Here is a 21,722-nt window from a genome sequence, read left to right as displayed (position 1 = left end):
GATGATGGGTTCAGTAGGAGACGTACACGCCGTCATGGAGTTCATTCAGGGCAGGGTGCGGGGCCTTGAGGGCTTCCTGCACGGAAGCATTGACCAGCTGCTCCACGTCCCGGTCCACTGCTTCCAGTTCCGCCGGGCTGAGGCCTGATGTCTGGGCGAAGCGGCGCAGGCAGTCCCGTTCCTCCCAGGCGTTCTTCACGTCTCCGGCAGGGCGGTAACGCTGGGTGTCTCCCTCAAAATGGCCGTAAAAACGGACGGTCCGGCATTCCAGAAGAACAGGTCCGCCTCCGGCCCGCATTCTGGCGATAAGCTCCCCGGCAGCACGGTAGACGGCGAAGAAATCCAGCCCGTCCACCGTGACGGCAGGCATGCCGAAGCCTCTGGCCCGGTCCTCATAGCTGCTGACGGAGGTTGTCCTGTGCTGTGGTGTGGACTGGGCATAACCGTTGTTCTCCACGACGAACATCAGGGGCAGCTTCCAGACGCTGGCCAGATTCATGCTCTCCAGCACGGCTCCTTCATTCACGCCGCCATCACCACCGAAGACGACGGCAACATGGCCCTTGCCCTCCAGCCTGTCGGCGAGGGCGGCACCACAGGCCAGCGGAGCTCCGGCCCCAAGGATGCCATTGGCCCCCAGCATGCCCTTGCTCAGGTCGGCAATGTGCATGGAGCCGCCCTTGCCCTTGCAGATGCCGCCCTGCCGCCCGTGAATTTCCTTCATCATGGCCATGACATCGACACCTTTGGCGATGCAGTGGCCGTGGCCACGATGGGTGCTGGCGATCTGGTCCTGATCGGTCAGATGGCTGCAAATGCCGACGGCCACCGATTCCTGTCCCGCATAGAGATGGGTGAAGCCCGGGACGATGCCAGCCTTGAAGTCCTCATGCAGACGGTTCTCGAACGTACGGATCGTCTTCATGCGCCGGTAGGCGGACAGAAGGATGTCATGGGATATGTCTGTTTTTCCAGTATGTTGCATGACTGTCTCCATAGTGACCTTGATGCGGTTCAACGCCTCGTCTGGTCTGGCGTTACAGTCTTTTTCTAGGGTTTCATCATGGCGCAGCGGTAGAAGGATCCTGCGCAAAGCTTGCCTTATTTTCCATAAATGGAGGGGCGTTCCGTACAGGCTGGGATAAAGAACGGGCCGCCTCCCGGTGGAAGACGGCCCGTTATCAGGCTGGTATCGTGCTGGAAGGTACGGTCAGAGATAGTCCGCCAGAGACATGTTCTTCATGTCGGCGATGAGCGAGAAGGAGGCCTTCAGCTGGAGGCTGAGGTCCGAGGAGCGTGTGGCCACCTCGGCCAGATTGACGTTCAGGCCGTTGGAGAGCTGTTCTTTCACCATCAGCTGAAGGCTGGAATAGATGCCCTGCTGGCGTGTCAGGGTGTTCTGCGTCACGCCGACGCTGGTGTTCATGTCGATGAGCTGGTTGGCTGTTGTTCCCAGTGAGGTATGCAGCTGGCGGACGAGATTGGTGAAGCCGGGTGTGGTCGTGTCCATTCCCTTCATGGACGTCATGATCATCATGTCCCGCATGAGGTCCCGGATGGGGGAGCCGGTGGACGTGCTGCTGGCCTGCCCGCCCTGTGTGGCGACCGGGCCGGTCTGGACGGTGGAGCCGTCCGGCCCGATGATGGCGGAAGCCTGAAGAGCCCCTGCCTGTTCGGCAGGTTGTGACAGAGCCTGAGAGAAGACGCTCATGCTGGCACTGTTGTCCGCACTGGCGGCGGTGGCCTGGCTGAAGACTGTCCCGCTGTTGCCGTCCTTCAGGCCGGAAACGATCTGGGAGATGGTATGGGCCAGCGTGCTGTCATTCAGTGTTGAGGGGGAGGTGACGGGCGCTGTGGATGTGTTCTGTCCAGCAAAGATGAAGCTGCTGCCATCGGATGTGTTGAGGATCGTTCCCAGGCTGCCCAGCCCTGTCCGGGCGCTGTCAGCTGCGGTTGTGGTGGATGCTTTTTCTCCGCCCTCAGAGGAGAGCATGCTCAGCAGTTGGGAGTTGAGGGACTGTGCCAGATCAGTGACCTGCTTGAGGGCTGTGGAGCTGAGAGAGAGGCGGTTCTGTACCGAAGACAGGTTGCTCTGATAGCCCGTCAGCTCGGCCAGTTTCGGGCTGAGGGACAGGATGGTCTGCCGGTCACTGCCCACCCCGGAAATGCTGGACGATGTCGTCCCCTGTGAGGTCTGCCACGCAATGTCTGTCTGCTCGGATTCAATCTGTCTGATGCCTGTGTTGAGGATCAGGTTTGCACCGGCGGCGCCATATTGGCTGACATTCATGCTCATGGGTGGCACTCCTGTGATGGTCTGTAGGGTGAGGGGGGCAGGTCAGGGTAGGGCCTGCTCGGTTTCATTGCCGGGCAGGCTGCCATGTGGGGGCAGTCCGTCAGTGGACGGCATCCAGCAGCGTGCTGAACATGGACTGCACCATGGAGACGACCTTGGCATTGGCTGCGTAAGAGTTTTTCAGGGACACGATGGCGGACATCTGGCTGTTGACATCCACACCAGAGACATCGGCAACCTTTGTCGTGAGGGATGTCTTGATGGATGTTGCCGTGGAGAGGTCACTGCTGTTCTGGCTGATCACCCCGGCCTGGCTGCTGGTGAGGGAGGTTGCCAGCTGTGTAAGCCCTTGCGTGCCGTCATAGCCCGTGGCCTGTGTGCCATCTGGCCCGAGAGAGGTGGAGGGTGCCGCCAGGGAGCCGGATGTGCTGGCGCTGGCGCTGCCCATGGCTTTGTTCAGCACGGCATTGGCGAGGGCGCTGGTCTGTCCACCATCGCTGTTGGCTGTCAGCAGGGACGGAGTCTGCTGATAGTCCGTGGAGACGGCAATCTTGGAGGAGAGCCCGACCAGCCCTGCTGGTGCTGTTTTGGTCGGATCGCTGGAGAGGGGCTGCGTCCCGCCATTGGTGAAGAGGGGCACTCCGGCCGCCTTGAAGCGGTTTATCAGCGTGTATGAGAAGGAATCGAGCTGCGCCTGCATCTGTGGATAGGTCTGGTCCCGCAGGGTCAGGTTGGCACCCAGCGTGCCATCGGTCAGGTGGGAGGTGATGTCTTTTCCGGCCAACATGATACCGGCAACACCCTGATCGCTGCCATCGGTGGCGTGATACATGCTTGGTGTCAGTGTGGCAGGGGACTTCGTGGAGAGGGGCCATGTTGCCGTGGGCGCCTGGAACTGTCCGTTGGGCAATCCGGCCTGATCCGGGCGGGTTGGCAGGCGTGTGCCGTCCTGCGTGCTGACCAGCATGTCGCCATTCGGTTTTTCGGTAAAGGTAACACCCAGCTTGCTGGAAAGGCTCTGCATGGCTTCCAGGCGCTTGTTGGCGAGGTCTGCCGTGTCAGCGTGGGAGCTGCGTGCCAGCATGATCTGCTGTGAGATCTGGCCAATGGTTGTCAGGTCCGTATTGATGCCGGAGACCGTGCTGGTGATGGCATCCTGTGCGCCCTGGCGCTGGGCCTGATAGACCGAAGAGAGGGTATGGATGTTGCTGACAAGGGTCTGTGCAGCCGAGACCACGCCCTGCTGCGAAGCACTGTTCTGCGGTGTGTTGGAGAGGCTGATGAAGGCCGTACTGACATTCTGGAGGTTGTTGGTCAGCGTGCCGATGGTATTGGCTCCATCAGAGCCTGTCGTTGTTCCCTGTACGGCAGAGACGGCCGCAAGGGAGTTGCTGGTGGCCGTCAGGCCGGAGACACGGGCATTCTGCTGGTAGAGCGCATCCTGAAGAGGCTGGGAAATGTTCAGCTGGTTGGCCGCTGAAGTCGCACCGACTCCAGTGCCGGAGACGACCGTCGAGGATGTGTTGGCAGTCTCTGACACATAGCCCGGGGTGGATGCGTTCGTGACATTGTTGGAGGCTGTTGAGAGTTCGTTCTCAATCGTCTTGAGGCCGGACGTGGCGATATTGAGGGACAGGCCAAGATCCATGGTTTCAGTCTTTCTCCGGAATGAGGGACTGGCCGAGGCCAGACAGGTCTGGATGACGGTCCGGCGACCTCACCCTAAGGCCATCCTAAGGTCATGAGTTTACAGGAAGTTAAATGGAAAGCCTGTATTTGATGATTTGTCCTTGATCTGGATCAAAAACAGCTAGGCTGTGACTTCCGTCGCAATCTTGTCGATGGCGTTCAGACGGCGGGTGAATTCGGTCTGGAGCAGCTGGAAGTTGAGATCATATTCCCGCTGGGTTTTTATCATCGCCGTGGTTTCCTCCACGGGGTTCACATTGCTGGATTCCAGCATTCCCTGCCGGATTTCCTGGGCAGGAACGGCCCGGAGGTCATTCTCGTTGGCTGGCCTGAAAAGATGGTTCCCCTCAGCATGGAGTGTATTGGGGTTATCGACTGTCGAGAGGCCGAGGCGGGTGATGTCACCTTTTTCTGTCGAGATGATGCCATCAGAGCCGATGCCAAGGGGCAGCACCTGATCATCAGGGGTCAGGGTAATGGGCTGGCGCTGGTCGTCCAGCAGGGCATTGCCCAGGGAATCGACAAGAGTGCCATCTTCACTGCGGTGGAACTGGCCGTTGCGGGTCAGCCGGATTCCCTGCTGGCTGCGGACCATGAAATAGCCCGGCCCGTTTATGGCGAGGTCCAGCGGATTTCCCGTCTGGCGCAGCTCACCCTGTAGCGTGTCCAGATAGGTGGATCTGTCCTGGTTGTAGGAGAGCGTCTTCTCGCCATTGGCCAGCTGATCGCCCTTCTGGCGGGACAGATAGTCGGAGAAAAGAACCCGCTGTTCCTTGAAGCCATCCGTGCTGCTGTTGGCCAGATTGTTGGCCGTAACCTCAAGCCCCCGTGTCAGCGCATCAATGCGTGAAAGGGCGAGATAACCGGTCACATCCATGGGAGACTGTCCTCAAGGCTATATCATGGTAGGTTTTGTTATAATGTCATTTGTTCATGGTTATTGGAAGAGAATATAGGGCTTGAACATTAACAAACGGCTCAATTCATATCATATTCTGATAATTAACCTTGATAATGTTTTTCGTGTCGGTTTATGGGAGGGCACAGTCAAAATGTTTCGGTGCCTGCCATCATCAGGGTGGCCTTGCGTTTCTGGGAGCGTGGGTTGTGGCAAATCGTGAGGATGTTCATTTATGCTGAGATCATTGGATGTTGCATCAACGGGCATGCAGGCCCAGTCCACCAATGTGGAGACCATCTCCCACAACATCGCCAACATGACGACAACCGGGTACAAGCGCCGCCGGGCTGAATTCCAAGACCTCATCTATCAGGACCTGCGTCGTGTCGGGACGATGAGTTCCGACACGGGGTACCGTGTGCCTGCCGGGGCTCAGGTGGGGCTTGGTGTGCGTACGGCGGCCATTTACCGCATCAACGAGCAGGGAACCCTGTCCCAGACCGGCAATGCGCTGGACCTCGCCGTGGAAGGCCGCGGTTATTTTCGCATCCTGCTGCCCAACGGGGAATATGCCTATACCCGCGACGGGACATTCTCCCTCTCGCAGGATGGTACGATCGTGACGGCAGACGGGTATCCGCTGACACCGAACATCTCCATCCCGAACAATGCCGAAAACATCACCATCGATCAGACCGGGCAGGTGCAGTACACGCTCTCCGGTCAGCCCAACTCCCAGGTGGCCGGGCAGATCCAGCTGACGACCTTCCAGAACGAGAATGGTCTGGCAGCCATGGGGCAGAACCTGTTTACGGAGACCACGTCCTCGGGTGACCCGATCATCGGCAACCCGGAGACAACAGGTTTCGGGACCATCCGTCAGGGGTTTGTCGAGGAATCAGCCGTCAATGCGGTGACGGAAATCACGGATCTCATCACGGCGCAGCGTGCCTATGAGATGAACAGCAAAAGCATCACCGCCTCTGATGAGATGCTCCAGACCCTGACCAACCTGCGCTGAAGGCGGGCGGCATGGCACTTCTTGGCATTGGATACCGGGGTACCGGGCGTAGCTTCCTGCCAGCCTGCTTCTGGCTGGCGGTCGGGTTTGTGCTGGCTGGAGAGCCCGCTGCCAGTACGGCCATGGCGGCGACTCTGCGACCTTCCGGTGTGGTGCATGGTGCATCGGTCTATCTGTCCGATGTTTTTGATGGGCTGGATGCCGGACAGGACCGGCTGCTTGGCCCGGCTCCTGCGCCGGGCAAGACCATCACCATCGGGGGCAGTCAGCTCATTGCACTGGCGGACCAGTACGGTGTGGACTGGGATGACCAGTCATCATCCACCAGTCTGTCGCTGACCCGGGCCGGGCATGTGCTGGGCCGGGACGAATATGCCGCTCTTGTCCGCAAGGCCATTTCGCAGGATGGTGAGACGGGTAGTGTCGTGGTGGATGTCACCAGCTTTACTCCTCTCGTTGCCGGTGAGAATGAACAGGACCCGGCAACCCTCCTGAATCTGAACTGGGATCATAAGACCGGTCTTTTCTCGGCAACTGTACAGCCTGCTCATGCAGCAGGAGACGCCGGGGCGGACAGGTTTCCGCTGCGGGGCAGCATCCGTCCCGTGCAGCCGGTGATGGTGTATGACCATGCCCTGCCGTCCGGTCACATCATCCAGCCGGACGACATGCATATCGACCCCGCTTTTTCAGGTACGGTGCCACCGCTTGCCCGTTCTCTGCCAGAGCCGGAGCGGATGATCGGCATGGCACTTGTCCGCACTGTCGGGGCCGGACAGCCCGTGCAGGGTACGGACCTGCGGCGGGCCGTGCTCGTGCATCGGGGGGACCCTGTCCTGCTCAGCTACAACAGCACCGGCATCCGGCTGACAGCCACAGGCCGGGCGCTGGAGGATGGTGGAAGCGGGCAGTTCGTCCATGCCCTGAATCTGGGAAGCCGGATGGTCCTCATCGGCAAGGTCACGGCTTCGGGCGAGGTGCGGGTTGATGCCTCTTCCACAGCCATTCCGCCGGATTCGGAGGAAGTGAAACGTCTGGGGATCAACAGCCTGATGCTTGGTGACGGGAGCCATCCATGATCCATCTTCTTCACAGGAGTGTCTGCATGGCGGGGCTCGTTGTGGTCCTGACCGGGCTGGCAGGCTGCATGGGCGCTGGTACGCTCAGTGAGCTGGGACATCCACCCCGCATGACACGGACGGCCGACCCCACCCTGGCCCCGGATTACCGCCCCGTGACGATGCCAACCCCGCCCCTTCAGGCTCCGCCGACTGAAGTGGGCAGCCTCTGGCGGCCGGGTAGTCGGGCGTTCTTCAAGGACCAGCGGGCTGCGCAGGCGGGTGACCTTCTGACAGTGAAAATCCAGGTGGCAGATACGGCCAACGTGACCAATAACACGACAGCCTCCGGCAGTGGTGCCGAGGCTTTCGGGATTCCAAGCTTTTTCGGCTTCAAGGGCCGCTTCATCTCCCATCTGACCAGTGCTGATGCCCTTCAGACCAACAGTTCCAGCTCCAATAACGGGGCCGGGACCATCAGGCGTATCGATACGGTCACGCTGACGCTGGCAGGTGTCATCACGCAGGTTCTGCCTAATGGCAATTTTGTCGTCGTCGCACGGCAGGAGGTCAGGGTGAATGGCGAGCTGAGGCAGATCATGGTCAGTGGTGTTGTGCGGCCGCAGGATATTTCGGAAGACAACATCGTCACACATGACCGCATTGCGGAGGCCCGGATTTCCTATGGCGGACGGGGGCAGCTCTCGCAGTATCAGCAGCCCCGTTATGGGCAGAAAGTGCTGGACAGTGTTCTTCCATTCTGAGTTGTCATGGAAGCATGGTTTGAACATTGAATGTTTTCAGGTTATGAAGATTTTATCTTGAAAATAGCCTTGTGTTGCCTGTGCTACGATGGCCATTGTGGCGGTGTAAAAGTGAAGGGGTAGTGAATGTCTGATTCAAAACAGCCGGAAGGCTTCATTCCTGGCGGCCTGGTCATCGACCATCTCTGCGGTACGCTGGAGGGTGCGCTGACCATCGCCGGTGAGGTGGAAAATGTCGAGCTTCAGGCCGGGCATCTCTGTGTCACGGAGACAGGCGTGATGAAAGATGGTCAGGTGGAGGCGGACTCCATCGTCATTGATGGCAGCGTGTCCGGGGTGACCTTCACGACGCCACGGCTTTCTGCCGGTGCCGGGGCCCGTATTTCGGACTGTGTGATCGAGATGGGCAGCCCGACTGGCTGCGCCATTCACGAAGATGCCTGTTTTGAAGGGGATGTACGCATTTCCGTGTCCCGCAAGGGCGGGGCTGGGGGCTCTGCTTCCGGCAGTGGTTCCAGCAGAACGAACAGCACCAGTTCTGCCACGCCACAGGCCAATATCCCGGCTGGAGATGATGAGCCAGACCTGCATTGGCCGGCCCAGACGCCGGACATCAGCGAGGCTGATCAGGATGCCGACATTCCGCTGGGGGGCTGATGCTCAGGAGATGCTTCCATCAGCATGACGGCTGGTTCGCCGTCTTTCTGTCGCTTGCCCTGTTTTGCGGGGTGCAGGTTGGCTGTCCTGCGGCTGTGGCGGAGGACGTGGCCATGCCTGATGAGGGTATGGCCCAGCAGATGCAGGAGCAGCAGCGCATTCTGGGGTCTGCCCGCAAGGCGCTGGAAATGCGCTTCCATCTGCTGAACCAGTCCATGGCTGTACTGTCGGACCATGTGGACAATCACAAGCTTGTCCCGCAGGAGGCAGCAGCCCGGCTGGTGGGCATTTATGAGGCCATGCGCCCCCGTGAGGCCGCAGCGGTTTTCAACGTGATGGACCCGCACGTGCTGATCGCCATCGCAGCTTCCATGAATATCCGCAAGCTCTCTGGCATCATGGCTCACATGTCGCCGGACCGGGTCAATCTGGTGTCGCAATATCTGGGGGGAGTGCGGCATTTCCATCATGCTGTTCTGTCCGTTCCCGTGGCACTGGGGGGCTCTGGTGTGGTTCTTCCGACCGGGCAGGATGATGTGCCGACTGATACGTCAGTGGAACATCTGCACTACGAGACCATGTCCCAGCACGGGCCCCTGTTGCCCTCGCGGCAGTAATGGGGCTGGCATGAAAGAGAAACGAATGATGAGGCGGTCTTTTCCCGTTCAGGTCCCGTGGCGGCACATGCTGGTTCTGTTGCCTGTTCTTGCGGGACTGTCAGCCTGTGCCCCGGATTATATTGCCAGCAAGCTGACAGGGCGGGACTGCCAGGCCGGTTATCTGGAGGAGGGGGAAGACTGGTGCAATCCACCGGAACGTGTTCTGCCTCCACAGCCTTACTGCACCCAGAGCTGGAATGGCGTGGATTGCTGGGCCCGTCCTGAGTTGACCCCGAACATGGCCCATGAAGTCTATGAAGGTCCCCGTGGACTGACGACCCAGCAGAATGCCAACCGCCTCATGATGCCGGAAGCTAAAGTTCCTCCCTCCAGCCAGTATTATGCACCATGATGAAATTGTTATGAAATATGGCCATTATTAACCTTGTTATTGGCTTTACACATGCTCTTCTCAAGGTTAATTGATGGCCGGTCGGTTGTCCTCTTCCGAGCAGGGCAGAGTATGGTGAATGACCGGAACCAGCATGTCTGACGTCCGGGGTGAAAGCAGCAGGTAGATACCCTTCATATGCAGTTTGATAAGCTCCGTTTGCCAAATATCATGGAAGGGCTGAAGAGTCTGGGCCGCATGCGGCTTGTGGCTCTCGGGGTTGTCGGCGTGCTGCTGCTGCTCTCTCTCGGCGTGATTGCCTTTCACAACCGGTCAGAACCCATGGCGCTGCTCTATGGGGACCTGGAGCTGAATGAAGCGGCGGAGATGGTGGATGATCTGGCCAAGGCTCACATCCCCACGACAACAGGGCCGGATGGTCGCAGCCTTTATGTTCCGGGGAATGATGTGGCCCAGGCCCGTCTTCTGCTGGCCAAGGCTGGTCTGCCCGGGGGAGGGGCCGTTGGCTATGAACTGTTCGACAAGAGCGGCACGCTGACCAGTACCCAGTTTGAACAGGGCATTGATGAGACCAGAGCGCTGGAAGGTGAGCTGGAGCGTTCCATCCGTCTGATCCATGGTGTGCGGAATGTGCGGGTCCACCTTGTTCTGCCACATAGGGACCTGTTTTCTACGGAGACGAATCCTTCGCAGGCCAGTGTCATTCTGGATGTTGGCCGCTCTGGTGCTGTGTCCGAGGATGCCATTGCGGCCATCCAGAATCTGGTATCAGCTGCCGTACCGGGGCTGCGCACGCACGGGATTTCCATTGTCGACACACGGGGCGATGTTCTGGCCCGTCCGGGGGACCCAGACAGTCTGGCAGGGCAGGAATCCTCGCTGGAGAAGCAGCGTCATTCCGAAGAGCAGCGCCTTGCCCAGGCGGTGGAAGATATCCTGACCCCCACGCTGGGCCTGGGCCATGTGCGGGCCCGTGCTGCCGTGACGATGAATACGGACATCATCCATGAGACGGATGAATCCTACGATCCCAACCAGCAGGTCCTGCGTTCCCAGAGCACAAGCACGGACAAGAGCGCCAACAGCGAGGCGAACCAGAACACCAGCGTTGGCAACAATCTGCCCAATGCCAATGCAGGGCAGAACAATCGTACTGGCTCCAGCGAAGAGCGGACGGACGAAACAAACAATTATGAGATCGGCAAACGGACCCGTGTCATCAACCAGACCCGGCCCCGTGTCTCTCGCATCAGTCTCGCTGTCATGGTCGATGGGACCGTCACGACAGACCAGGCTGGCAAACCTTCGTGGAAACCGCTGGATGAAGCTGAGGTCAAACGTCTGACCCAGCTCGTGCAGACGGCCATCGGGTATGACAAGACCCGCGGGGATGAGGTCAATGTGGTGTCCATGCCGTTCCGTGTGGATGGTGGGGCAGATATGCCTCATCAGGATACGCCTTTCTTCACCCGGGAGATGATCATTTATCTGGCGGAATGGATTGTTCCCATTCTTCTTCTTCTGGGGGCGGCGGCCATGCTGCTTGGGCCCATCCTGCGGCGTGCCCGCAAAGGGGCCGGGGCAGAAGGGGCTGTTGCCGGGGCCGAAGCTGCAGCTGATGGCAGCTCTGCTGAAGGTGGTGAGGCAGGCCGGAGTGATCGCATCAGTGTGGATGGTGTGGAAGGGGAAATGCGCCGTGAGGCTCTGGCCCGTGTGACGCAGCGTGTTGAAGAAAATCCTGATGATGCCATCGCTGTCGTCCGCAACTGGCTGGCAGAACCGGAGCCCCCCAAGCAGACAGCAGAAGGCTGAGGAGACGCAATCATGGCAGAACAGGACATCTCCGCTGAGACAGCAGGCAATGAAGCGTCATCATCCGGCATGGTTCCGTCCAGCCTGACGGCCGGGATGAGTGGCAGCCGGAAGGCCGCCATCCTGATGCTCGCCATAGGGCAGGAACATTCCGCCCGCATTTTCCGGTCACTCCAGGAGGATGAGGTGCGTGACATTTCACGGGCAATGTCTTCCCTGGGGTTGGTCAAGGCTTCCGTGGTGGAGGCTGTCTGCAATGAATTTTCGCAGAAATTCGCCAGTGCAGAGGGTTTCGTCGGCAGTTACGAAACAACGGAAGATTATCTGAAGAAGGCCCTCCCTGCCGAAATGGTCGAGAAGATCATGGAGGATATCAGGGGGCCCTCCGGGCGCAGCGTCTGGGCAAAAATGGGCAACATGCCGGAGACCGCTCTGGCAAACTATCTGCGCAACGAGCAGCCACAGACAGTGGCCGTCATTCTCAGTTACATCTCACCGGCGCATGTCGCCCGTGTCCTGTCCCTCTTCCCGGAAGATTTTGCTACGGATGTCATCATGCGCATCCTGCATATGAGCCCGGTGAGCAAGGATGTGCTTGAGAGCCTGGAGACAACCCTGCGCAAGGAGTTCATCACCGCCTTTGGCCGCTCCACGAAGCGGGACAGCTATGCTTTCGTGGCGGAGGTCTACAACAATTTCGACCGCAAGACCGAAGCCATGCTGACAGAGCATCTTGGCCGCCGGAGTGAGGAAGACATGGAGAAGGTGAACAAGCTGAAATTCACCTTCGATGACATCAAGCGTCTGACACCGGATGACATGATGCGTGTCATGGCAGCCATCAATCGTGATGGTGAGGCCAAGAGCAGGCTGCCCCTGGCTCTCAAGGGCAGCAACGAGAGCATCCGGCAGCTCTTCTTCGGTTGTGTTTCCAAACGTGCGGCGGGTTTGCTGGAGGATGAAATCCGGGGGCTGGGTGCCGTGCGTCTGCGGGACGCCGAAGCAGCCCAGATGGAGCTGATCACGCTCATCAAGACCATGGCCAATGATGGCGAGATCGATATTTCACCATCTTCTTCTGACGATGAGATCATTGAGTGACGCCAATGGGACAGGATGTGCAGCATAGGGCAGTGCAGGCGTCTTCCCGGTCTGGAAGTCAGGCCTTCAGTGAAAGCCTAGAAGATTTTGCCGCTCATGACCCGTCTCTGGCCGCTGGAGCGGAGCCGGTGGCTGACGAGGATGCGGCGGATGAAAGCCCCGCTCCAGAGCCGGTTGTCACGCTGCATCCTGATGAGCTGGAAAGACTGAAGCAGGAGGCCTGGCAGCAGGGCCATGAGCAGGGGGAAATGTCAGCCGGGCAGCAGCTTTCCAGCCAGATGGCCGCTTCTGTGAAGCAGGTGCTTGCTTTCATGGAGGAGGAGGAAAACCGGCGCCATGACATCGTGAGCCGGATGGCCGATCTCTTCGTGCAGGGTGTGTGCCAGACGGTGGAAGAGCTGGTGGCGGGCGATCTGTCCCGGACAGCACTGGGGCGGGACCTGGCAGAGGATGCGGCGGCCTTGGTCCGGCACTGTAGTGGTCCGGTCAGTCTGACCTGCGCTGCGGCGGATGAGGCCTCTCTGCGCCACGCCCTGTCCGGGATGGCGGCCGTCTCCCTGCATGTGGAGGCGGCGCAGCAGGCCGGGCATCTCACGATTGCCGCAGACAGGACACGGATTGTTCTGGACCAGGGAAAATGGGCGGAAACGGTCCGCCAGCGGGTGGCCGATGCCATGGTGGCCCTGACCCGTCCACCGGCCCCGGAGGCTGATCCCGCTACCGACCAGCCCCAGGGTGAACAGACAGCACAGCATGAAGGAGAGTGACGATGGCAGAGGATATGAACACGCCGGAGACAGCACCAGAAACACAGCAGACCAGTACGCCGGAGGTCGATCTGGCCGATTTCTCCTCGGAGGTGCCGGAGGAGGGCGCCACCCAGCATGATGGTCGGCAGGACAGGGAACGGGAGCGGGAAGCGATTCTGGATGTTCCGGTCAAGATCACCGCTGTGGTGGGAGATGTGAAGATGCCCGTGCGGGACCTGGTCCGTCTTGGCCGTGGTGCCGTTGTGCCGCTGAACCGCAAGCTTGGGTCTTCCATCGATATTTACGCCAATGACAGGCTGATCGCCCGTGGCGAGATCACCATCATTGAGGATGACAACATTGCCGTGACGATGACGGAGATCATGTCCTCCTCTGCCAGTACATGATGGCACCTTCTGTGGGAGAGAGGCACGGCCCGGATGCCATGATGCAGGCTGTCACGGGCCTGCACATGAATCCGCTTCTGGCTCTTCTGCTGGTCGTGGGGCTGATCTTTGTCACGCCCTGGTGCCTGCGGCGGCTGAAACACCGGATGCCAGCCCTGTTGCGGGATGAGGGCCTGAAAGATCGTGCCCTGAAGGTGCAGGACGCCATACCGCTCGGTGGCAAGCGGACCCTTTTTTCTGTGGCTGTCAGGGATGCAGAGGGGCGGCAGGCAACAGCCATCATTCTGACAGGTGGGCCGTCCGACCTGTGCGTGGGCTGGCTGGGGGCCGGTGCTGCCTCCATGCCGGCGAAACAGTGCGGACAGGTGGCGGAAGAGAGGCAGGAAATGACATGAGGGCAGATCGTATCATGAAAGGCCGTTCGGGTACCGGAATGGTGGCAGACATGTCAGCCTGCTGGAAACGCCTGCGGCGCGCCATGGTTCTGGGAGCGGTGGGGCTGTGCTGTCTGGCTGCTGGCATAACGCTGCTGTGTGTACTTTCCCATTCGGCCACAGCCCAGTCCATCACGCTGGATATGGGCAAGGGGGGTGGAATTGGTGAGGCCGGAACAACAAGCCGTTTGATCCAGCTGACGGCCCTTGTGGCGTTTCTGTCCCTGGCACCAAGCCTGCTGGTGATGATGACGGCCTTCACCCGTATCATCATCACGCTCTCATTGTTGCGGAGCGCCATCGGGGCGCAGGGGACACCGCCCAACATGGTTCTGGTGGCCCTTGCGCTGATCCTGACCCTGTTTGTCATGCAGCCGACGCTGGAGCGCTCATGGCAGCAGGGTATTGAACCCCTGATGGACGGTCGGGTGGAGGAGATGGCAGGTCTCCAGGCGGCGGCTGAGCCGTTCCGTGATTTCATGGTCCATAATGCCCGTCCGAATGACGTGGCCATCTTTTACCATCTGGCAGGGCTGAAGCCCCAGCCTGCACCAGCCAATGGAGCAGCTGCTCCGGCTCCACCATGGCGGGTCATTGTTCCGGCCTTCATGGTCGGTGAGCTGAGCCGTGGGTTCGAGATGGGCTTCCTACTCTATCTGCCGTTTCTGGTGATCGACCTTGTCACGTCCAGTGTGCTGATGAGCCTGGGGATGATGATGCTGCCACCCCCGACCATTTCCCTGCCTTTCAAGCTGATTTTCTTTGTACTGGTGGATGGGTTCCAGATGGTGTCGGGCGGGCTGGTCCGTAGCTTTGGCGGGGGGTAGCCCCGCCACCTTTCACCCCGGCAGGACCAGAAGCCTGCGGGCCAGAATGGTCGGTGTCAGCTGGGTGAAGCCTTCATTGATGCTGCCGGAATAGCTGCCATAGGTCAGTGGCAGGCCGCAGGCGGCGGCGGTGATGATGCTGCCGATCCGTCCGGACTGTTCCATGCGGCTGGCGATCATTGATTTTGCACCACATTGCAGGAAGGCGGCGGCAATATCCGTGCTTTCCTCCGGGTCCATCCCTGCGGGGATGACGAGAGACAGGCTGGCCTCCGTACGGGCCACGACATCCTTCATTTCGCTCATGGCCTTGGGGGAATAGACGCAGAGCCCCGGCAGATCTACCAGAATGATGCGGTTGTAGCTGTCGATGAAGCGGGGGTTGATGCCGCCATAGGCTTTCATCAGATCAATGTCACAGCCTCGCAGGATGGAGGCCAGCTTGATGTAGCTGCCCGGCGTGCTGTCGCAGGCCAGGACGAGCGGCCGTCTGATCCTCCCGCCGGACTGCCGGGCCTGTCGGGCATAGCGGGCGGCCAGTTTGGCCAGTGTCAGGGACTTGCCAGAGCCAGAGGCCCCGCCCAGTGCCATGGGCACGCCCAGCCGTAGCGGGAAAGGGGAAAAGTTGATCACACGTTCCAGCCCTGCCGCCAGGCTGCTGCCTGCCATGGCATTGATCAGTTCCTGCGGGATGGAATGCCACGCCAGAATCTCCGGTATGCTCAGGGCATTGGCGGGCAGGGCGACATCTCCGCCAGCCATGCCGGAAGCACCTGTGGCGGTGTGATGCTGGGGAGATGTCTGGGTGGAGGAAAAGCTGGTCATGGGTCAGGTCCGGTGTTGGAGGGGTTTCAGTCTGTCGGGGCCAGTCAGTTCACTGTGGCGACGGTACGGATGCGGGTCCGGGGATAGATTTCCGCCTGTGCCATGACGGCAACCGAAGGGCGGATTCGGTCCACGATCATACGCACGGAATCCCGTGTGGCGGAGGTCGTGACAATGACGGGCATTTCCCCCAGTGTGGCTGTCTGGTCGAAGGCACGGCGCAGGGCCGTGACGAAGCGGTCCAGCATGGCTGGGGGCATGGCCAGCGTGCGGTCATCCCCCTGTCCGACCGTGTTGTTGAGGATGTTGCTCTCCCAGTCTGCAGAGAGGGTGATCATGGAAATGCAGCCAGAGGGCCCGACATAGCTGTTGCATATCTGTCGGGCGAGGCGGATGCGGACATGGGCTGTCAGGGCCTTGATGCCCTTGGCGGCCAGGGCGTGGCCTTCCTGTATGCTTTCAAGAATGGTGGGCAGGTCACGGATGGAGATGCGCTCCTGCAACAGGGACTGGAGAACACGCTGGACCGTGCTGAGGGACACCTGTGAGGGGATGAGGTCGTTGACGAGCTTCTGCTCTTCCTGCGGCAGATCATCCAGCAGGGACTGCGTGGCGGCATAGGTCAGCAGATCGCCCAGATTCTGGCTGATGGATTCCGTCAGGTGGGTGATGATGACAGTGACCGGGTCCACCACTGTGTATCCCTGGTCTGTGGCCTGTTTCTTCAGGTCGGGATCAATCCATATGGCAGGCAGGTTGAAGGAGGGTTCGGTTGTCTTCTCACCCGGCAGGGGGGCCTGCCCATTCTTGTGGGACGGGCATATGGCCAGCAGGTGGTTGGGCCTGACCTCACCCGAGGCAATGTCGATTTCCTTGAGCTTGATGACGTAACGGTCCGTCGGCAGCTGGATGTTGTCCTGAATCCGCACGGATGGCGTAATGAAGCCCATGTCCGCTGCCATCTTGCGGCGCAGGGCCTTGATCTGTTTGGTGATCTGGGCATTGTCCCCGCTGGCCAGCGGGAGCAGGCCATAACCGATTTCCAGCCGCAGGAGGTCGATTTTCAGAAGGTCGGAAATGGGTTGCGTGGTGGGAGCGGCGGGCTGGGTGAGGGCTTCCTCACCTTCATCCTGCCGGGGAGTCCTGTAGCGGATCCACGCCCCGATCCCGGCCACGGCGGCAATCATGAGGAAGGGGAAAGCCGGCAGGCCGGGCATGACGGCAAACAGGGCTGACAGGGTGGCCGCAATGGCCAGCGGCTTGGCATTGCCCGCCAGCTGGCGGAAAAGTGTTACGTCCGCCGAGCCATCCGTACCGCCCTTCGTGACGACGATACCGGCGGCCAGCGAGACCAGCAGGGCGGGAATCTGGGAGACGAGACCATCACCGATGGTCAGGGTGGTGAAGGTCTGTGCCGCCTCACTGATGGGCATGCCATGGCGCAGCACGCCGATGGTCAGACCGCCCAGAATGTTGATGGCGGTGATGAGGATTCCGGCAATGGCATCATTGCGGACAAATTTGGCAGCACCATCCATGGCTCCGTAGAAGGAGCTTTCCTCTTCCAGTTCCTTGCGTTTGGAGCGGGCACCACGCTCATTGATGGCCCCTGAGGCGAGGTCGGCATCAATGGCCATCTGTTTGCCGGGCATGGCATCGAGGAAGAAGCGGGCCGAGACCTCCGCAATGCGGCCCGACCCCTTGGTGATGACCATGAAGTTCACCACCAGCAGGATGCAGAAGACGATCCCGCCGATCACCACATCATTGCCCATGAGAAAGCCGCCAAAGGAGGCGACAACATGCCCGGCTGCATAGGCACCTTCATTGCCATGGCTGAGGATGAGCCGTGTTGTCGCCACTTCCAGCGAGAGACGGAACATGGTCGTCAGCAGCAGCAATGTGGGGAAAGACGTGAAGTCCAGAGGCCGTTCCAGAAACAGCGCCACCATGAGGATCAGCACGGATGAGGTGATGGACAGTGACAGCCCGACATCCAGGATCAGCGTGGGGAGCGGTACGATGAGGATGGAGATGAGCAGGATCACGCCCAGCGCCAGCAGGATGTCGGTGCCGGGCAGGCGGGCGGCAAGACGGGAGGCCGCTCCGTTGGGTGTGAAGAGGTCTGCCGGGTTTCGTATCAGCGTGCCCAGCCTTCCGCCCAGTCCGCCAGCTCCCCCTGCACCGGGAGCCGCCTTGGGGGCGGGAGAACCTGACCGTTGCGGGGAAGAAGAAGGAGCGGGCATTGTCATCCTGACTGATGATGTGCTGCCTTCCCCGGCTTGGGTGACGGGTAGGGAAGGTGGCAACAAGGTTTATTAAGGACTGTTATCTATGAGTTTGCAATTTAGCCATTAAAGTCTTGCCCATCAAGGTTTATGGGGACATGTTGTTTTGCCATGAACATGACCTGTCAGGTCATTGATGGTTCAAGGCATGAAGAAAGGCAGCATGATGGCAGGAGCAGAGCAGCATGGCAGGGTGGAAGATGGCAGTCATGAGGCTGGTCAGATTGCACTGACCCCGCAGGAAGTGACAGCCTGCTGCCAGCAGCTTGTTGCCCGTGGTGAGGGAGACCAGGCTGTCAGTCTGGCCATACAGATTGCCCAGGGGACGCAGGATGTGGCGCTCATTCTTGCGGCGGGCCTTTTTCTTGTCCGTTTCACCCCCCGGCATGAGGTGGTGATTGCCGTCTTCCGCAAGGCTCTGCTTTTGATGCCGGAGGCGGAACCCGCCATGGCCTCCATGCGGGGCGAGGTGAAGATTTTTCTGGCAGGGGCGCTCATGGTGGCGGGCGAACGGGAAGAGGCCATGGCCCTCTTCATGGATGTTGCCCGGACTCTGCCAGAACATCGGGTGCTTGTCGGGGAGCATCTTTCAATGGCCCTGCTGGAGGCGGGGCTGGCGGATCAGGCTGAGCAGGTGCTGTTGGCCTGGCTTGCGGATGGACCGCCCTCCGTCTCGCTGTACAACAACATGGGTTGCGCTCTGGGACGGCTGAACCGCTCCCGGGATGCCCTGGCCTATTATCGCCGGGGAATGGAGCTGTCCTCCCGGCATGAGGCTGTTTCCTTCGGCTATGCCATCGCCCTGTTGAAAGCCGGTGAGTATGAGGAGGGCTTTGCCCGCTATGTAAGGCGTGTGCCCCGTATTCCGAGCCTGAACTGCTGGTTCTATCAGGACCTGCCCAGACTGACGAACGATGTTCCGCTGGAAGGGCGCCACCTTCTTTTCTATCAGGAGCAGGGGCTTGGCGATACGATCCAGTTCATTCGCTTCCTGCCGGAGATCGTCCGCCGGGCAGGGCGGGTCACGCTGGCCGTTCTGCCATCGTTGGCCCGGCTGCTGAGGGAAAGCTACCCCATGGTGCAGGTCTGTCTTATCACGGAGCTTCTGGACCATCCGGAGCGCGTGGCAGAGTATGATTTTTCCTGCCCGATACCGGACCTTCCCTATCTCTGTCATCTCAGGCACGTGGCTGATATTCCGGCTTTCAGTCCCTATCTGGAAGTTCCGGTGCGGCGGCGGGAGCATTTTGCCCGACTTGTGGAGCAGGCCGTGGCACAGGGTGGCCGGGCAGGGGGGCACAGCCCTGCCGGGCGGCGCCTGCGTGTAGGGCTCGTCTGGGCAGGGGATTCTCGGTCCAGCGCACAGGATGTGGCTGCAGACAGGCGGCGTTCCAGCAGTTTTGCGGAGATGATGGAGGCCCTCGGGCCGGTGGAGGCTGATCTGTTCAGCCTTCAGTATGGCGACCGGCGGGGAGAGCTGGAGCCAGTGGAGGGGCAGGGAGCGGTCGTGCATGATCTGATGGGACACGTGCAGGACATGGCGGATACGGCTGCCCTGATGGAAAGTCTGGACCTTGTCATTTCCGTTGATACGGCCCCGCTGCATCTGGCGGGGGCACTGGGCCGGGAAGTCTGGCTGGTCAGTCGATGGGATGCCTGCTGGCGGTGGGGTGATGAAGGTGACCGCACCCCGTGGTACCCGACCATGCGTATTTTCCGGGCGCAGGAGCTGTCTCTTGCCCCTGTTCTGAAGGACGTGGCCGTCTCCCTGAGACGGCGGATTGCGGAGGGCTGAGCCATGTCATCTTATAAGGTAGCCATCCTGCTGCGCACGAAAAACCGTCCCGTTTTTCTGCGTCGGGCTCTGGAAACACTGAGGGCGCAGAGCTTTCAGGACTTCCGTATCCATATCATCAATGACGGGGGAGACATGGCCGCCCTGCGGGCCTGCGTTGCAGAGTGTGGCCCATCATGGGGGGAGCGCCTTTCCTGCGTGGATCTGCCCCGGTCTGTCGGACGCAGCAAGGCACTGGCCCTTGCCTTGGCCGTGTCCGACGAGCCTTATATTCTCATCCATGATGATGATGACACGCTGGAGCCTTCTTTCCTGGCCGAGACGGTCGCCTTTCTGGAGCGGGACGGGACGGGTTTCTATGCTGGTGTCACGACCAGCAATTATGACGTGTATGAACGTATCGAGGATGGACGGATCATCACGGACAGGAAAACGGACCAGTTTGGCCGCAAGAGTGGCTCGCTGGTGGATTACGGCCTGTATCTCTCCCACATGTATGTCATCATGCCGATCACCTTCCTGTTCCGCCGGACGGCCCTGGCGGTGGCGGGTGGAGTGGAAACGCGGCTGGATTATGTCGAGGACCACGATCTTTTCCTGCGTGTCATGATGGCGGGTGAGGTCGGGATTCTGGAAGAGTTCCTCTGTTCATACCATCACCGTCTTGCGACTGGTGACGCCAATGATGCCAGCCAGCATGAGGTGACCTATGATTACGAGCTGGCCTACAAGAACGGCATCATCCGGAAGGCCATGCAGGGGGGAGACCGCCTGAGACAGATGCAGGCCGGTTTCATCCAGGGGAATCATCTGGGGCGTTCCCAGCTTGGGCAGCTGTCCCGGCAGGTGGCACAGCTTCAGGAGGGCTTTGCCAGCCTGTCACAGGTGATGGTGGAGCTGCTTGGTCATATCAGGCGCTGAGGGCCACTCCTGTCGGAATGGTCAGTAGGCCGTGGCGTAAGGGACATTGCTGGCAGCGTGGACAGGCATGGCCCGGTAGGCGGCAAGACTCCGGCCATTCTGTGAGCTTTTCATTCGCTGGTGCGGTGGTGGTGGCATGGCAGGGCGGAAATAACCCCGGAAGGGACGGAAAGGACGATGCCCCTGTGAGGGAGCCTGTCCCGGTGTGGCCGCAGCAGCAGGCTGCGCCACAGGGGGTAGGGGGCGTGTTGTTTCCTGATGGCGGAGAGCGGCCAGAAAACTGGCGGGCCCTGTAGTGGCGTGGGTTATGCCGGTCCCTGATGGGGAGGCTGATGCCGGCCTGATGACGAAGGGCCGGTACGGCCTGGTTGTCTGCACCGGGTGGTTCTGACCAGCGCCAGAATGATCGCCCGTCATGACAGCCGCCACAGCGGGATGTGGCGATGTGGAAAGAGGGGGGTGTGGCAGAGGAGTGTCCAGCGGTGTGGCCCATTGCTGGAGAACCTGTTGCAGGTAGGTCGTGCCCAGGGTGCCTGTCTGTGAATGATAAGCAGCAGCGGCCCGTGGCCAGCTGCCGGTCTGGTCCTTCATTTTCTGGAGAAACAGGCCAGCATAGCGGGCATTGCTGTAGGGGTCGAAGGCTGTATCCAGAGAGGGGAAGGCTGTTGGATGGTGGAGGAGATTGACCTGAAGGCAGCCGACATCAATGGACTGTATGCCCTGCTGCTGGAAGGCTTTTACAGCCTCTACCGCTTCCTGGCGTGAGGCATAATAGTGACCTGTCCCGGCAACATTGATGCTCCATGGCCATGGGGTGAGGGTGCCATTGCCATCCGGGCGGCCTGTTTCCACCCGGCTGATGGCCGAAAGGAAACCATCCGGCAGTCGCAGGGCCCGTTCTACCTGCTCCGTGGCAGTGCGGCAGAGGCGGGACTGGGTGGGGTCCATGGGGGGGAGTGAAATCTGGGCCATGGCAGGCGGGGTCAGGAACATGCCCAGAAGAAGCCCCGGGACCCGCCAGAGGGCGAGGTGGAGCCAGCGCCCGGGTTTGTCATGCTGAAAGATGGAGGTCATGGGTCTCTCAAGGCTTTCTTTTGGCGGAATTTCAGGGTAACCAAGGAATACCATTAAATAATTTTCCTTGTATAATCCATATATAAGGTTAA

General features: G+C 60.1%; 21 protein-coding genes. 14 read left to right on the top strand and 7 right to left on the bottom strand.

The genetic code is table 11. The features are described 5' to 3' along the window. Window positions 1–10: 10 nt before the first annotated feature. The 4 genes from J8Z04_RS08405 to flgF all read right to left on the bottom strand — a co-directional run bounded on the left by J8Z04_RS08405 (window position 11) and on the right by flgF (window position 4,862). A complete protein-coding gene (locus J8Z04_RS08405) occupies window positions 11–985 on the bottom strand; it encodes a thiamine pyrophosphate-dependent dehydrogenase E1 component subunit alpha (protein ID WP_192848411.1) in 975 nt (324 codons plus the stop codon). 225 nt (window positions 986–1,210) lie between these two features. Continuing rightward, on the bottom strand, window positions 1,211–2,296 hold the full coding sequence (locus tag J8Z04_RS08400; protein ID WP_081562795.1) for a hypothetical protein: 1,086 nt from the start codon (window positions 2,294–2,296) through the stop codon (window positions 1,211–1,213). 100 nt (window positions 2,297–2,396) lie between these two features. Beyond that, window positions 2,397–3,944: a flagellar hook-associated protein FlgK gene (gene flgK, locus J8Z04_RS08395; protein WP_192848412.1), complete on the bottom strand. Its 1,548-nt coding sequence runs from the start codon at window positions 3,942–3,944 to the stop codon at window positions 2,397–2,399. Between the two features lie 162 nt (window positions 3,945–4,106). Continuing rightward, the gene (gene flgF / locus J8Z04_RS08390; protein WP_043558141.1) at window positions 4,107–4,862 is read right to left on the bottom strand and encodes a flagellar basal-body rod protein FlgF; all 756 of its coding nucleotides are present in this window, start codon (window positions 4,860–4,862) and stop codon (window positions 4,107–4,109) included. 256 nt (window positions 4,863–5,118) lie between these two features. Here flgF and flgG point away from each other — a divergent pair, with 256 nt between their 5' ends. From flgG to fliP, 12 genes are all read left to right on the top strand, one after another. Further along, window positions 5,119–5,907, top strand: a complete 789-nt coding sequence (gene flgG, locus J8Z04_RS08385) for a flagellar basal-body rod protein FlgG (protein WP_043558144.1) — start codon at window positions 5,119–5,121, stop codon at window positions 5,905–5,907. A gap of 11 nt (window positions 5,908–5,918) precedes the next feature. Further along, window positions 5,919–6,986, top strand: coding sequence for a flagellar basal body P-ring formation chaperone FlgA (gene flgA, locus J8Z04_RS08380; RefSeq protein WP_052348899.1), 1,068 nt, complete (start codon window positions 5,919–5,921; stop codon window positions 6,984–6,986). 26 nt (window positions 6,987–7,012) lie between these two features. After that, window positions 7,013–7,729: a flagellar basal body L-ring protein FlgH gene (gene flgH / locus J8Z04_RS08375; protein ID WP_227431522.1), complete on the top strand. Its 717-nt coding sequence runs from the start codon at window positions 7,013–7,015 to the stop codon at window positions 7,727–7,729. 126 nt (window positions 7,730–7,855) lie between these two features. Then, window positions 7,856–8,386: a bactofilin family protein gene (locus tag J8Z04_RS08370; protein ID WP_043558150.1), complete on the top strand. Its 531-nt coding sequence runs from the start codon at window positions 7,856–7,858 to the stop codon at window positions 8,384–8,386. Beyond that, window positions 8,386–9,003, top strand: coding sequence for a MotE family protein (locus J8Z04_RS08365; protein ID WP_081562792.1), 618 nt, complete (start codon window positions 8,386–8,388; stop codon window positions 9,001–9,003). The genes J8Z04_RS08370 and J8Z04_RS08365 overlap by 1 nt, the downstream gene beginning before the upstream one ends. Before the next feature lie 10 nt (window positions 9,004–9,013). After that, window positions 9,014–9,397 (top strand): hypothetical protein, encoded by a 384-nt coding sequence (locus J8Z04_RS08360; protein WP_227449686.1) that lies wholly within the window; start codon window positions 9,014–9,016, stop codon window positions 9,395–9,397. A gap of 177 nt (window positions 9,398–9,574) precedes the next feature. Further along, window positions 9,575–11,209, top strand: a complete 1,635-nt coding sequence (gene fliF, locus J8Z04_RS08355; protein ID WP_227449685.1) for a flagellar basal-body MS-ring/collar protein FliF — start codon at window positions 9,575–9,577, stop codon at window positions 11,207–11,209. Window positions 11,210–11,221: 12 nt separating this feature from the next. Continuing rightward, the gene (locus tag J8Z04_RS08350) at window positions 11,222–12,310 is read left to right on the top strand and encodes a flagellar motor switch protein FliG (protein ID WP_181005179.1); all 1,089 of its coding nucleotides are present in this window, start codon (window positions 11,222–11,224) and stop codon (window positions 12,308–12,310) included. Between the two features lie 5 nt (window positions 12,311–12,315). Beyond that, a complete protein-coding gene (locus tag J8Z04_RS08345) occupies window positions 12,316–13,077 on the top strand; it encodes a FliH/SctL family protein (RefSeq protein ID WP_192848413.1) in 762 nt (253 codons plus the stop codon). Between the two features lie 2 nt (window positions 13,078–13,079). After that, a complete protein-coding gene (gene fliN / locus J8Z04_RS08340) occupies window positions 13,080–13,466 on the top strand; it encodes a flagellar motor switch protein FliN (protein ID WP_227431519.1) in 387 nt (128 codons plus the stop codon). Continuing rightward, the gene (locus J8Z04_RS08335; protein WP_192848414.1) at window positions 13,463–13,861 is read left to right on the top strand and encodes a hypothetical protein; all 399 of its coding nucleotides are present in this window, start codon (window positions 13,463–13,465) and stop codon (window positions 13,859–13,861) included. The genes fliN and J8Z04_RS08335 overlap by 4 nt, the downstream gene beginning before the upstream one ends. Before the next feature lie 83 nt (window positions 13,862–13,944). Next, complete coding sequence (gene fliP, locus J8Z04_RS08330) at window positions 13,945–14,727, top strand: flagellar type III secretion system pore protein FliP (protein WP_086431366.1); 783 nt, start codon at window positions 13,945–13,947, stop codon at window positions 14,725–14,727. Between the two features lie 12 nt (window positions 14,728–14,739). On the opposite strand, the gene J8Z04_RS08325 is transcribed toward fliP, so the two are convergent. Next, window positions 14,740–15,552 carry a hypothetical protein gene (locus J8Z04_RS08325; protein ID WP_043558159.1) on the bottom strand — a complete coding sequence of 271 codons (813 nt, stop codon included), beginning with the start codon at window positions 15,550–15,552 and terminating at the stop codon, window positions 14,740–14,742. A 44-nt stretch (window positions 15,553–15,596) separates the two neighbouring features. Further along, complete coding sequence (gene flhA, locus J8Z04_RS08320; RefSeq protein WP_081847639.1) at window positions 15,597–17,798, bottom strand: flagellar biosynthesis protein FlhA; 2,202 nt, start codon at window positions 17,796–17,798, stop codon at window positions 15,597–15,599. Window positions 17,799–17,988: 190 nt separating this feature from the next. Between flhA and J8Z04_RS08315 the strand changes: the two genes are divergently transcribed. Both J8Z04_RS08315 and J8Z04_RS08310 read left to right on the top strand, forming a co-directional pair. After that, entirely contained in the window at window positions 17,989–19,635 is a 1,647-nt protein-coding gene (locus J8Z04_RS08315; protein ID WP_212125623.1) for a tetratricopeptide repeat protein, read from the top strand. 3 nt (window positions 19,636–19,638) lie between these two features. Beyond that, window positions 19,639–20,556: a glycosyltransferase family 2 protein gene (locus J8Z04_RS08310; RefSeq protein ID WP_081562788.1), complete on the top strand. Its 918-nt coding sequence runs from the start codon at window positions 19,639–19,641 to the stop codon at window positions 20,554–20,556. Window positions 20,557–20,577: 21 nt separating this feature from the next. Here the strand turns inward: J8Z04_RS08310 and J8Z04_RS08305 are convergent, their stop codons facing one another. Continuing rightward, the gene (locus J8Z04_RS08305) at window positions 20,578–21,630 is read right to left on the bottom strand and encodes a transglycosylase SLT domain-containing protein (RefSeq protein ID WP_081562787.1); all 1,053 of its coding nucleotides are present in this window, start codon (window positions 21,628–21,630) and stop codon (window positions 20,578–20,580) included. Between the last annotated feature and the right edge of the window lie 92 nt (window positions 21,631–21,722).

The organism is Bombella apis (assembly GCF_018221685.1).
Lineage (GTDB): Bacteria > Pseudomonadota > Alphaproteobacteria > Acetobacterales > Acetobacteraceae > Bombella > Bombella apis.
This window is presented reverse-complemented; position numbering and strand designations above follow the sequence as displayed.